This is a genomic window from Bacillus sp. 2B09, from assembly GCF_003946835.1.
Taxonomy (GTDB): Bacteria; Bacillota; Bacilli; order Bacillales; family Bacillaceae; genus Bacillus; species Bacillus altitudinis.
Map to the genome: position 1 here is coordinate 24,025 of NZ_RPSG01000012.1, position 12,734 is coordinate 36,758.

The following is a 12,734-nucleotide window of genomic DNA, read 5'->3' on the forward strand; positions in this document are numbered from 1 at the left end:
ACGCAGACATGCGACAGAAGCTTTAACGCAACTGCAACTCTGAGGCGAGTTCAGAAGCAGATTTGATTGACTTTCACCAGCCGTCAATTCTCTAAAGACAAATACTGCTTTCCTACTACTCCTCTTCACTGTTCTTATCGTAACCGTCATCTAAGTAGTATTTTATAGAATTATGATCATAAGTGCAAGCAGGTTTGTATACAATGGGAATGTACCCTAGACTAGGGTAAAGTGAGGATATTATTCGTGTGGAGATCGGTTATGACGGTTGGAGCCTGCATCCTGTGAACGTTCTTCTCTCACAAAATCGAAGCTTCGCAGAACTGCTTCTCCTCCGTAACCTGAAATAATGGATAAGATGATCAAGTGCAGACTAGATTCGGGATTTGAGGATAAGACAAGCAGTGTAGCAGCAATCATCCCAACGAGCCAATCTTCAATAAACCCTAGATAAATAAACTTCTTTGTCATTCTGGGCTTCTCTAGCCTGCCTTTTTTCTTTACGTGACCGAGAATGCCCATGACCCCTCCAATGGCGCAAGCAATAATGACTTGTTGCAGCATTTTCATCACCTTCCTAAAGCCCTTAGAATAGTAAAGCGACTTCAGGCTGTCCAGCCCCCTGTAATGCCATTCTGCTGTTCCGTCATAATCCATGTAAAAGGTCTATTCTCTCTAACGAAGAAAAAAAGCTTGTTTCTTCCATTATATGTGAATGACCCAAAAACAATCTTGATGCATTGGAATCATTTTTACCTAATCCATATTAACTATTTTTGTCATTTTATGAATTTTCCTCAAATGATCCCTTCTTTTTCTAATGAAAAGTCTCCTTACTTACTCTATTCTAATGGAGGACAAACTATGATGACAAATTTAACAAAGCGATTGCAATCATTGAAACAGAACATATGTTATGTTACGTTTAAAAAGAATTCATTTGGTTTCAAAAAAACCATCTTAAATGTCTAATAGTAGCAGCAAAGGAGGGTAATATGGTCAGCTCGAACATCTTCGGCTTGCAAAAACAGCTTGAACTCATAAAAAAAGCGCTAGATCATGCGCGGATTGGTGTTGTCATTACAGACCCTTCTTTAGAGGATAACCCTATCGTTTATGTGAATCATGGCTTTACACAAATGACTGGATACAAACCAGATGAGATTCTTGGACGTAATTGTCGATTCCTCCAAGGAAAAGACACAAATCAAGAGCAACTTGCCTTAATACGTCACGGAATTCAAAACAAAACACCTATTACCACACAGCTCAAAAATTATAAAAAAGACGGTACTTTTTTTTGGAATGAACTCAATATAGATCCTCTATACATTGAACAAGATGACAAAACATTTTTTATTGGCTTTCAAAAGGACATTACAAAGCAGAAAGAATATGAACAACTCCTAGAAGATTCCTTACAGGAAGTCACCTCTCTGTCGACGCCAATTGTCCCAATCAAAAATGGTGTTTCCGCTCTTCCACTCATCGGAAAATTATCAGAAGAACGCTTTGATGCCATCGTCGCGAAGTTAACTTGTATATTAGAAGATTCAAAGGATGATTATTTAATTGTCGATCTTTCTGGTTTAATCGATGTCGATGATTCCGTTGCAGCCCGAATTTTCAAACTGCATCACCTGCTGAACTTAACTGGAACTGAACTCATCATCACTGGGATCAAACCACAGCTTGCGATGAAAATGAAAGACTTAGATACAGACTTCCAGAATACGATCACTTACTTAACAGTAAAAGAAGCAATCAAAGGATTGCCATTAGCTGAAAACCCTGTATAAACAGGGTTTTTTTAATTGAACCGCTCCCCAAAATGGAAAAATGAGGTATGATAGGTATAAATAGCGATATAGGGGGGCTGCCAGATGATGATGTTACTCATCATAGGTCTTTTATGTATTTGTTTCGCCATAGGATATGCCGTCAATTTCTTATTACTTAAACACCAAAATCAACAAATCTTTTCAAAAAAACTCTTCTATCCTTTTTTGACCATTGGTCTTGTTTTTTCTATTATGTCATTACCGTTTGCCGGCACAGGTGCTCCAAAGGCACAAGCAGATCCATCTTCTGAACAGCTGCTGAAAGAGCAAAAACAATTAGCATCTGACATTTCTCGTCTAAAGGAAGACAAAGAAACGCTGACGGCCTCTTTAGAAGACGTGACCAAAGAAAAAGAAAAGCTATCCAAGAAATTAGAAAACATCACCTCCGAAAAGAAGACAGTCAAACAGCAAGAAAAAACCATCCATGAGCTTGAAGAGAAAATAGACAAGCTAACCTCTACAAACGAAACACTCAAAAAAGAACACCAGAAAGTAAACAAAGACACCACGTCATCGGCCCAGCGATCTGCTCCTAAAGATGATGGGGCCAATACTGGCGGTCATGAGTCACAAAAAGAAACAAAAAAAGAATCTGCCGCCTGTAATATTAAAGGAAGTGTCAACGGCATATATCACACACCAAGTAGCAGATACTACTCACGGACAAAAAACGTGACCAAAATGTTCTGCTCCGTAGAAGAAGCTGAGCGTGCAGGGTACCGGGCACCAAAACAATAGACATCTTTTGACGATAAAAAAACCTCCTGTCAGCCCAATATAGGTACAGGAGGTTCTTCTTTAAATTTCTCTTCTTAATGCTGTTAATACATTCGTTTTTGTCGCCTTACGTGCTGGATTGAGTCCAGAAATAATGGCAACTCCTGCACTAATCACTGTTGCTGTGACCACAAGGCTTAGCGGTATATAGGAGAAGGTGATCGAGAATTGATCGCTTGATGCTCCCTCAGACATGGAAGACAAAATCGCTGGAATGATTAAATTCACTGCAAAACTAACGATGTACGAGATGATGATCCCGATGATCGATCCAATCACTCCAATATAAGCACTTTCCATGAGGAACATTCGCTTAATAATGGAAGGATTCGCACCAATGGCTTTCATGATCCCAATCTCTTGTGTCCGCTCTGTTACGGCCATTGTCATCGTATTGAAAATGCCGATCGCCGAAATAATGACCGCAATACATCCAACAAAGATGAGTCCAATTTTAAAGACTGTAAAGAACATATCCATTCCTTCAAGCTGATTCGTCACAGAGATGACTTGATAGCCGTCATCTGTCAGCTTATCTGTGAGCCCACCGACATTGTCGAACTTATCAGCATAGACAGACGTCATTTTTTCGACATTTCCAGCATCAGGAGACAGATCGAGCACTTGACTAAATTCTTTTTCATAAGCATTCGGAATAAGAATTTTATGATCCTGCTGCCACTCCAAATTCGGTTTCTTCAATACACCGACGACACGGAAATCGAACGTCTTTTCTTTCACCACTTCATTTTCTTCATTCAGTTTTGGCACCTTGATTTGAATGACTTTGTTTAAAATTTCCTTCGTATAGCCTTTTGGCTCTTCCGGTGTCTCTTCACCATTTGATGTCTGATTCATTTCTTTTTCATAGTCTTTTCGTTCTTTTTCCGTCCAAAGTTGTTCTGCCATTTGATACCCAACTACAATTTCATTCGCCGATGTTGGGACTTTTCCACGGTCTAGTTCAAGGCCTGCCTCTTTTTCTTCTTTCATATCTGTCAGTACAGCCTGCGTATCACTTGAGCGATTATCGAGCTCGACGTGAACCGATGGAATGATTGACGTTCTTGCAACGACAGATTTCGCATGATCATATTTCTTTAAATCGTCAACCTTGACGTCACCTTTTTCTTTGCCTAACACTTTAATTTCTGTGATAATTTGTTGTTTCATGATTTCATCTTGAGCCGATTTTTGCAGACCAAAACCAACTGACGCTAGAACGATTAAGAAAGAGCATGCCATTGTCGTTGCAAGTATGGTCATAAACACACGCAATCTATTTTTCTTCATATTTCTTCTGATGAATTTGACCTGATCTCTAAATTTCAATGGACTGTTCCCCTTTCTTTAATACACCATCATGAAGCTGGAACGTTGTGTCTGCGATTGAAGCGACTTCATCGTCATGTGTAATGATGACAAATGTAATTCCTTTTTCACGATTAAGCTGCTGGATAAAGGCTAGAATTTCGCCTTCAGTTTCTGAATCCAGACTGCCTGTTGGCTCATCCGCTAAAATAATAGACGGATTAAGGATCAAGGCTCTTGCAATACTCACACGCTGCTGCTGTCCACCTGACAGTTCATTAGGATAATGTCCTGCGTGATGTTCCAGTCCAACTCGTTTCAGCATTTCCTTTACTTTCACTTTTCGCTCAGACGGCTTCACACCTTTTAAAGTGAGCGGAAGTTCAACGTTCTCATATGTTGTTAAACTCCCGATCAATTGAAAGCTTTGAAAGATAAAGCCAAAATGATCTAACCGAAAGTCTGCCCATTCCTTCTCATTAAAGCCGGTCACATTGGTGCCATCAACCATAATTTGTCCGCTTGTTGGCGTAATATATCCCGATATTAAATTCAGTAAAGTTGATTTCCCCGAACCGCTTCGTCCGACGATACATGCAATTTCGCCTCTTTTAATAGACAAGTCAATGTCTTTGAGCACAGGAATCTCGTTCTCCCTGCCCTTTTTCCCAATTTTAAACACATGATCTAACGATTGAATTTGAATCATCTCTACTCCCCTGCTCTCTGTTTATCTTTTTCGATAGATTAAGAAATAACTCGTCAGTGCGCCTACAGCTCCACCGATGCACATGCCAACAAAATATCCAATTAATGAATCTGAAGAGAAACCAACCCAGCCAAACCCTAAGACGCCAAACACGATCACCATAATTTGAATTGGGCGATCCATTATTGAATAAAGGAAGAATCGGCCATTTCGTTCAATTGGATGTTTAATAAAGCTAAACAAGCCTATAAGGTAAAATAGCAACATCATGACAATTGGAACGATGTATTCTTCACCATTGAACCAAAGCGGATATTCCTGATAAAAACTGTTAGCTGTAATATAAGTAATGGGGGAAATGGGCGTGATCAAAAAATTAAAGATTTTATCCAGCCACATCCCGCTTGTTTTAAAGATAAAATCTAAATGAAGGATTGGTAAACCAATCACTAAGTAAGGTAAAATAGCTGTACTAAATCCAACGATTGCTTGAGAAATGGCACTCCCTGTTAAAGCACCTGCTGCAAAAAACAAACTATAGATCATCAAGGCTGACAACAACGCAGAGAAATAATGACTGTTAAATCCAGGTGTCTCTATTGGCCCAAGACCTAATTTTAATAAATAAATGAGAAGGTATGAAACAGCATGAACACTTGCAATAATTCCAGCACCTAAGAAAAACTTTGTGTGAAAGATGGAACTTCTACTAAACGGCAAGGATACGGTAAAGTCCATCTGCCCTTTATTTCTTTCAAATCCTAGCTGAATCACAGCAAAAAATATTCCCATGACCCATGAAAGTGAGAGAAATGCGTCCGTCTTAAAAATATAAGTGAATGTTGTTGTATCCATTAGACATTCTCGGTTTTCTAAACAATCTTGAAAGGATGAGTATTCCATTAAAAAGGATAATGGCGTCGCAAATACCGCAACAAGCATCACTAAAATGAATGTCAGCTCAGACTGCTTCCATTCCTTATATAACAATTGCCGCTTTACCATCTGCGTTTCCCTCCAAACTTCGCAATGAATACTTCTTCTAAATTTACAGGCAGTTCATGCCACACTTTTGGTTCAAGCGATTTCAAATACTCTTTTGCTTCTTCATCTGTTTTGAGTACAAGTGCTGTATAGAACACACCCGCTTGATCTAAGATGGCAACGCCTTTTTTTCTAATACTTAAGTTCATATCCTCTTCAAATGCCATCTGGATTTTAACGTAGTCATTCTTTAATTCATCTAAATCCATAACACTTGTGAGCTGATTTCCTTCCAAAAACCCGATTCGGTTACACATACGCTCAATATCCTCTAAACGGTGAGATGTAATTAAAATCGTTGTTTGTCGTTCTGCCACCTCGTCAATCATCAGCTGAAGAACGTCATTTCTTGTGACTGCATCAATCCCGTCTGTCGGCTCATCTAACAAAATGACTGCTGGTTTGATGGCAAAACTTAAAATGAGGGACAGCTGCTTCTTTAAACCTGTCGACAATTCACGGTATTTCACTTTTTCCGGAATCTCATACCGGTTCACAAGCTCATTGGCATATGTCACGTCAAACTTTGGATACAGTTGTTTTAACAGCTTCACAAGCTGTCCATAATTGTACCGGTCAAAGTAGGGATTTACGACTGGCATATACACAATATTTTGCTTCACTAACGGGTGGTCTTTTACGAGTACATCTTTAAAATAAATCTCTCCTTCATCTGGAAGAAGGATTTGCTGAATCAAGCGAAGAAGTGTTGTTTTACCAGAGCCATTCCGGCCAAGCAGACCAAAGATCTCTCCTTCGCCTATCTTGAAGGAAACGTTGCTGAGTACTTCGCGTCCATTTAATTTCTTTGATACATTTCTGACCTCAATCAACTTGTTTTCCTCCTTTTAGACTTGAGCTGATCTCCTCCAGCCACTCTTTGAGTTGATGAATATCAATACCGGCATAATGAGCTTCAATAATGAGTTGCCTTAATTGCTCCTTCATCTCTAACACCTTCCCTTCATTCAGCTTTAACTGTGCACCTTCTGTCACATACGTTCCACGACCTCTTAATGTTTCAATAATTCCTTCCCGTTCAAGCTCTTTATACGCTTTGCTGACGGTGTTTGGATTCGCAATAATAATGGTGGCAAGCTCTCTCACAGAGGGCAGTTTGTCACCTGGTTTCATCACGCCTTTTAAGCACAAAATTTTTAACTGCTCAATGATTTGTTCATATATTGGTGCAGCGCTTCTTGGATCTATTTGAATCATGATGGCTCCCTCTTTTCTCATTCATGCTTTTGCAGTCCTATCGCTTGATCATGTCCTTGCATTAAAGGGACCGAATTTGGAATAAAATCTTTTTGAACTTCAAAACCAATGAAAACGAGAACGAAAAAAAATGTACATGCTAACGCAACAGCCAGCACCATCCACTTTAAATTGATTGGTTTTTTTTCTTTTTTCATGGTTAAACACCTTTCTTCACGTTTAAGTGTCTGTAGTGTATTAGTTGATGTAGTACACTTAATACAATATAGACACTTAATTGAAAAGTCAAGAGACTCTAGAAAAAAATAGGCAGACGAACCAGATAAAATGACGAAGCTACTTAAAAGCTTTCGGAAGCCAGGTTTGCTTCTGGTTTAGGGTGTTCAACACGTTAATAACTTTCATAATTGCCTGAAAAAGTGCATAATAAAAGACCCCGAATATTGAGGTCTCTACAATGTTTTAATTAGATACTATTACTTTGTTTTTGGACTTGCTTTTGAACAGGATTAGCACCCACCATACTAATAAAAATATATAGCCTATAACTGTAAAGATAGACCAAACTGCACCCTGTCGCAATTGACTAAATAAGTGTTCAAATTCATTCATGCCTTCTACTCTACCAATGCTATTTATCAGGCTAATAATCGGAATTGTAACAGTAAATACAATGGTTAGAATGGACAATCCCCTATGTTTATTTTTCACAACACTGAATATTGCGGTTCCTAATGTTGCTAAGAAAAACAAGTAATATAATGCCCAAAACCAATCAGGAAGAGTCTCCAACATTTCTTCTACCCCCTTGAAGATATTTGCAATTTCTATATATAACATACTTTAACAGAACAAAAACCTATTACAAATATATATCCAAAAACAACAATCTTTGCGAAAACAGCCAAAAAATAAAAACAGACCCTTAAAAGAAGGATCTGTTCATCATTCGTTCTCGTATGAAATACCTAAAATCATTTGGTTTTGCAGACTTTGAATTTGTACACGCGTTCTGTCTAAACGTTCTCTTTGCTGATCATTGGCGACATCTTTTAACTTTTCTAATTCATTCACCGCATCCTCAAGCATGAGCTGCGCTTTTGAAAATTCTTCTACGTTATAATGTTCTTGGCGAGAGCTCAAATCAAACTGTTCGCTTGCAAACTCAAGAGTCTCAGTGCTTTTTTGGACAAATTCATCGATTGATTTTCTAGTTGCCATCTAGCCATCCCTCCATTTCATCATTGCTCTCGCCTATTTTGCCCACGTAAAGCTTTTTCACTAAAGAAAATGTTGGACAGATTCAATTGTCCTCTTTCGTGATTTTTGTTAAACTTTAAGGATGCCTATTATTATGCAAGGAGGTTACTGACTTGGATCAGCATAACCCTTTTTTATATTCAAACAGCGAAAAACGTTATCACACATGGAATTATCATTTGCGTGAGCACTTTGGTCATAAAGTATTTAAAGTCGCATTAGACGGCGGCTTTGATTGTCCAAACCGTGATGGTACTGTCGCACATGGAGGCTGCACATTTTGCAGCGCAGCAGGATCTGGTGATTTTGCAGGGAACCGGGCGGATGATCTCATCACTCAATTTAATGAAATCAAGGACCGGATGCATACAAAATGGAAAGATGGAAAATACATGGCGTATTTCCAAGCTTACACAAACACACATGCGCCGCTTCCTGTTTTAAAAGAAAAATACGAAACCGTTATGAATCTGGATGGAGTGGTTGGTTTATCGATTGCCACAAGACCTGATTGTCTGCCAGATGACGTCGTGGAATATTTAGCTGAGTTAAATGAGCGGACGTATCTATGGGTTGAACTTGGTCTACAAACTGTACATGAGCGGACAGCGATGCTCATCAACCGTGCTCATGATTATGAATGCTACGTAGAAGGTGTAGAAAAACTGCGAAAACATGGCATTCGAGTCTGTTCACATATCATCAACGGTCTTCCTCTTGAAAACCGAGATATGATGATGGAAACAGCAAAAGCTGTCGCTGATTTAGATGTGCAAGGAATTAAAATTCATCTACTTCACCTGTTAAAAGGAACACCGATGGTGAAGCAATATGAGAAAGGCAAACTAGAATTTCTCAGCCAAGAGGAATATGTCCAGCTTGTCTGTGATCAGCTGGAGATCCTGCCCCCAGAAATGATTATTCATCGTATTACAGGCGATGGTCCCATTGAATTAATGGTAGGTCCAATGTGGAGTGTGAATAAATGGGAAGTGCTCAATGCCATTAATGCTGAGCTTGAAAGACGTAACAGCTACCAAGGCAAACGCTTCGTCAGATTGGAAGAAGCGGCAAAATGATTTTAAAACGAATGCTCCCTTTTAGTAAAGAGCTGTTAGAGCGTGCTTGTCAAAAAGGAGATATTGTCATTGATGCAACGATGGGAAATGGCCATGATACACACTATTTAGCTGACCTTGTCGGAAAGGATGGACAAGTTTTCGCATTCGATGTACAGAAGGAAGCCATCGAGCAAACAAGCAAAAGACTTGGTGAGCACTACCCTTACGTTCACCTGATCCATGACGGACATGAACAACTTGCTGAGCATCTGCCAGCGGATGCTTATGGCCACATATCTGGTGCAGTGTTCAATCTTGGGTACTTACCAGGAGGCGATAAAACCGTCACGACTCAGGCCCATACGACCATTGAAGCGATCAAACAGCTCATGGATTGGCTTAAGCCTGGAGGTCTGATCGTTCTTGTGATTTACCACGGTCATCCCGAAGGAAAAAAAGAGAAGGACATCCTTCTTGATTATTGCAAAACACTCCATCACGAAGAAGTACAGGTGATCTCTTATCAATACATGAATATTCAAAACGATCCGCCCTTCGTGGTAGCCATCGAAAAAAAACTCAAATCCTCTTAATGGATTTGAGTTTTTTTATTTAATAAGCGTATTGGTCAATGATTTCTTCAAGCACTACTTCCAGCTCTTCTACATCTGCAAGCTCTGATTGAGTAAAGCGGACACGTACAAGCTGTTCTCCGTCATTATACATTTCTTCCAGCCAGCCACGCAGCCCTCTTGCTCTGCGGTCAACTTCAAAAATGAGATCTAGCCCCTCTTCATCAATGAAGAAAATCACCTCTAACTCATCAAGCATTTGACGATAATAGTCGGAAGTCGGTATGAACTCAAACTCTTGAACAAAGGGAAGGCGGCGCCTGAAATAAGGTGCTTCTTCACAGTCTGCTTCATGAAGGTGAAAGCCTAAGTTTCCGACAGCCTCAAGCACACGATTCACCCAAGGGTGTGCGTTTACAAAAATGCGGTCATGATCAAATTTATCAATACCACCTTGAATATCAAGGTCTGTCACAACAGCAACCTCTACTTTACCTACAGTCATTGGTGTATCAAGAGGAAGGTGAAACGAGAATGTAAACTGCTGAGCTTCCCCAGGCTGAATCGTGAATGATTCAGTCACTCGGACAGAATGGATGGTTGTGTGTTTTCGTTGCTCTTCATCATCTTTTACAATGGTGTACCATGTTTTCAACTTTAAATCAATATAGCGGATATCTTGAGGCACTTTTCCGCCCTTCACATGGACTGTTCCCTTTACTTCTTCTCCCGGTTCATACGCATCTTTCTCCAAAATTGTATCCACTTTTGCTGCACCAATTCCTACACTTGCTGCAAACTTTTTAAAAAATGACATATTCGACCTTCCCCTTTTTTAAATTTTTCAACAAATATACGTCATAAGGATTAGATACGATTCATTCGATCCATACTTTTCTCCTATTTTTCGTACACTAAGAATAATATCGGCAGCAAATAAGAGGATTGTAATGAAAAAAGAGGATACAAGCGAAACAGTTCAATACAAAAAAGCTTGTAGAAAAACATTTTCTACAAGCTGATGAGCTTATTTTATCCTTTATGAAGATTTCTTCCAAGGCATTTTCTGATAGGTGCGATAGGCTCTGCCATTGATATAGAAAAAGAACGATGTTTTCCCGCTTGATTTGATCAACCGCTTTGCCAGCTTGTTCATCTCTTTTTGGGCTGTCACTTTTTCATCAGACAAATAGACCGCAAGTAACCCTCTATTGATTAGTTTGTGAAAATTCTCGTGTGGAATGCCTTTCAGCTGTTCATCCGCTTTTTCAATAAAATGCTGTAGTCTATCCATCATCTCATGATGAGAGTTGTAGTACGAGCAAAAATTCAAATCGCCTTCCAGCCTGTCCTCTTCTTGGTCGATTAAATAGTCCAGTAAGATGTGCAGACCTTGGATATAAGGGAAATAACTTTCGTAAATTTGCTTCGCCTGCTTCTCTGTAAAATCAGGCTGCAGTGCATAAGCCACAAGACAGAAAATGCCCAGCGTTGATCCTGCACATGCGGAAAATTCATACCACTCCATCTTCGGTAAATCCTTTTCATACTGGCGGAACCATGACTCTAATCGAGGTTCACGCTCATGAGGAACCACATGCTTATGTACTTGTAAATCACTATAATAATCACACAGCGTATGTAAATAGGGCTGAATGATCGGATAATGCGCTAGACGTGATAACACATTTTGGCATGTCCTAACAAGCGCATGCAGATATCCATGATCCTCTTGATCATCACGGAATTGATAATACGGCTTAAGCTCCGCATGAATATCGAGTGCATCTCTCATTGCCTGATGCAGCATATGAAAATCCTTTGGATCAAGTGATGTACTGCGGTCACACAAGTTATCTAAGTAATCGCTAATCGTTTGGTACGCCACAATGAATTCAATACACGTTTCCTTCGCTTCACCTGCAAGAAGAGATAAAATTCCCCCGCCTTCACAGTGAAAGGTTTTACTGGATATGCTCGCTAGTGCCTGCGTTCTCAGTTCTTCATTTTCAATCATTTCTGCATGCGCCCGCCACTTTTTTAGCTCCTGATGAACTAGCGGAAAAATATCTTTATACACCTTCGTCATCAGTGCAAAAGGACGTTCTGGTACTGACAAATCAATCCACCCCCAACTTAAGCTCACAATCAAATATATTGATCAGTAAAGGCTCTTGCCGCCTTAAACACATCTTCTCGCTCGGGCTCATTAAAAATTTCATGATAAAGCCCTTCCCATTCACGGTATGATTTATTGGTTGATTCAATGCCATTGAACCATTTCATCACTCTTGTTTTATCTACTATCTTGTCATCGCCTGCCTGCATGAGCAGAAGCGGAATCGACCGAAAGACATTCGTAGGCTGCATCGCCGCATCGATATTTTTCACCAGTTCTCGATACCAGCGAACCGACACCTTCGTCACATAAAGCGAATCATTCGAATCTGCCTCTATCACATCTTGATTCCGCGTGGCAAGTTCAATCGACAGCCCAGATTCGACTTTAAAAGACGGTGCCAGCACATTTAGCCCTTTTGACGCAAAATCCATCAGCTTCTTCGGTTTAAATTGCAGACCTAAACAAGGTGATGATAAAATAAGGCCATCAATCTTCGTATGGGTATACTGCTTGAACCATTCAATCGAAATCAGTCCCCCCATACTATGTCCAAGTAAAAATGTCGGAAGTCTGAACGACTTCGCATGTTCAATCCATTCATCGACTGTATCAATGTATTCTTGAAAAGAACGAATGTGGCCTCTCGCACGTGTCGATGTCCCTTGCCCAGGCAGGTCACCCATGACGACGTGATAGCCTGCATTTCGCCACATTTCGATCAGCCATTTATATCGGCCATGATATTCACTAGCACCATGTACAATGACAATTGTACCAACCGGTCTTTCAGCATGCCAAGTCCACAAAGTAAACACC

The 12,734-nt window shown here is 39.9% G+C and carries 16 protein-coding genes and 1 other annotated feature (1 of these 17 running past the window's edge); of the genes, 4 read left to right on the plus strand and 12 right to left on the minus strand.

The window, feature by feature from the left end; genetic code table 11:
* Positions 1 to 138: a binding site (T-box leader), on the minus strand (it extends 84 nt beyond the left edge of the window).
* Between the two features lie 102 nt (positions 139 to 240).
* Entirely contained in the window at positions 241 to 570 is a 330-nt protein-coding gene (locus EBQ12_RS17525; protein WP_008343006.1) for a DUF4257 domain-containing protein, read from the minus strand.
* A 425-nt stretch (positions 571 to 995) separates the two neighbouring features.
* Here EBQ12_RS17525 and ytvA point away from each other — a divergent pair, with 425 nt between their 5' ends.
* Positions 996 to 1,799 carry a YtvA family blue-light photoreceptor gene (gene ytvA, locus EBQ12_RS17530; RefSeq protein WP_007501884.1) on the plus strand — a complete coding sequence of 268 codons (804 nt, stop codon included), beginning with the start codon at positions 996 to 998 and terminating at the stop codon, positions 1,797 to 1,799.
* 84 nt (positions 1,800 to 1,883) lie between these two features.
* On the plus strand, positions 1,884 to 2,582 hold the full coding sequence (locus EBQ12_RS17535) for a sunset domain-containing protein (protein WP_048001445.1): 699 nt from the start codon (positions 1,884 to 1,886) through the stop codon (positions 2,580 to 2,582).
* A gap of 60 nt (positions 2,583 to 2,642) precedes the next feature.
* Here the strand turns inward: EBQ12_RS17535 and EBQ12_RS17540 are convergent, their stop codons facing one another.
* The 8 genes from EBQ12_RS17540 to EBQ12_RS17575 form a co-directional block, all read right to left on the minus strand.
* Positions 2,643 to 3,953: an ABC transporter permease gene (locus EBQ12_RS17540; protein WP_125590905.1), complete on the minus strand. Its 1,311-nt coding sequence runs from the start codon at positions 3,951 to 3,953 to the stop codon at positions 2,643 to 2,645.
* Entirely contained in the window at positions 3,943 to 4,641 is a 699-nt protein-coding gene (locus EBQ12_RS17545) for an ABC transporter ATP-binding protein (protein ID WP_125590907.1), read from the minus strand. The genes EBQ12_RS17540 and EBQ12_RS17545 overlap by 11 nt, the downstream gene beginning before the upstream one ends.
* Before the next feature lie 21 nt (positions 4,642 to 4,662).
* Positions 4,663 to 5,646: an ABC transporter ATP-binding protein gene (locus EBQ12_RS17550; RefSeq protein ID WP_047945254.1), complete on the minus strand. Its 984-nt coding sequence runs from the start codon at positions 5,644 to 5,646 to the stop codon at positions 4,663 to 4,665.
* Positions 5,640 to 6,518: an ATP-binding cassette domain-containing protein gene (locus tag EBQ12_RS17555; protein ID WP_007501894.1), complete on the minus strand. Its 879-nt coding sequence runs from the start codon at positions 6,516 to 6,518 to the stop codon at positions 5,640 to 5,642. Before EBQ12_RS17555 ends, EBQ12_RS17550 begins: the two co-directional genes overlap by 7 nt.
* A complete protein-coding gene (locus tag EBQ12_RS17560) occupies positions 6,511 to 6,903 on the minus strand; it encodes a GntR family transcriptional regulator (protein WP_024719312.1) in 393 nt (130 codons plus the stop codon). The genes EBQ12_RS17555 and EBQ12_RS17560 overlap by 8 nt, the downstream gene beginning before the upstream one ends.
* Before the next feature lie 17 nt (positions 6,904 to 6,920).
* Positions 6,921 to 7,100, minus strand: coding sequence for a hypothetical protein (locus tag EBQ12_RS17565; RefSeq protein WP_008342991.1), 180 nt, complete (start codon positions 7,098 to 7,100; stop codon positions 6,921 to 6,923).
* A 265-nt stretch (positions 7,101 to 7,365) separates the two neighbouring features.
* Positions 7,366 to 7,698, minus strand: a complete 333-nt coding sequence (locus EBQ12_RS17570) for a hypothetical protein (protein WP_061419967.1) — start codon at positions 7,696 to 7,698, stop codon at positions 7,366 to 7,368.
* Between the two features lie 150 nt (positions 7,699 to 7,848).
* The gene (locus EBQ12_RS17575) at positions 7,849 to 8,124 is read right to left on the minus strand and encodes a YtzC family protein (protein ID WP_017367895.1); all 276 of its coding nucleotides are present in this window, start codon (positions 8,122 to 8,124) and stop codon (positions 7,849 to 7,851) included.
* Between the two features lie 152 nt (positions 8,125 to 8,276).
* On the opposite strand from EBQ12_RS17575, the gene mnmL reads away from it, so the two are divergent.
* Positions 8,277 to 9,242, plus strand: a complete 966-nt coding sequence (gene mnmL / locus EBQ12_RS17580; protein WP_017358356.1) for a tRNA modification radical SAM protein MnmL/YtqA — start codon at positions 8,277 to 8,279, stop codon at positions 9,240 to 9,242.
* Positions 9,239 to 9,817 (plus strand): tRNA 5-(aminomethyl)-2-thiouridylate-methyltransferase MnmM, encoded by a 579-nt coding sequence (mnmM, locus tag EBQ12_RS17585; protein ID WP_125590909.1) that lies wholly within the window; start codon positions 9,239 to 9,241, stop codon positions 9,815 to 9,817. The genes mnmL and mnmM overlap by 4 nt, the downstream gene beginning before the upstream one ends.
* Before the next feature lie 19 nt (positions 9,818 to 9,836).
* On the opposite strand, the gene EBQ12_RS17590 is transcribed toward mnmM, so the two are convergent.
* The 3 genes from EBQ12_RS17590 to EBQ12_RS17600 form a co-directional block, all read right to left on the minus strand.
* On the minus strand, positions 9,837 to 10,613 hold the full coding sequence (locus EBQ12_RS17590; RefSeq protein ID WP_019743685.1) for a sporulation protein: 777 nt from the start codon (positions 10,611 to 10,613) through the stop codon (positions 9,837 to 9,839).
* 222 nt (positions 10,614 to 10,835) lie between these two features.
* The gene (locus tag EBQ12_RS17595; RefSeq protein WP_125590911.1) at positions 10,836 to 11,915 is read right to left on the minus strand and encodes a tetraprenyl-beta-curcumene synthase family protein; all 1,080 of its coding nucleotides are present in this window, start codon (positions 11,913 to 11,915) and stop codon (positions 10,836 to 10,838) included.
* Positions 11,916 to 11,944: 29 nt separating this feature from the next.
* Complete coding sequence (locus EBQ12_RS17600; RefSeq protein ID WP_019743683.1) at positions 11,945 to 12,724, minus strand: alpha/beta hydrolase; 780 nt, start codon at positions 12,722 to 12,724, stop codon at positions 11,945 to 11,947.
* Between the last annotated feature and the right edge of the window lie 10 nt (positions 12,725 to 12,734).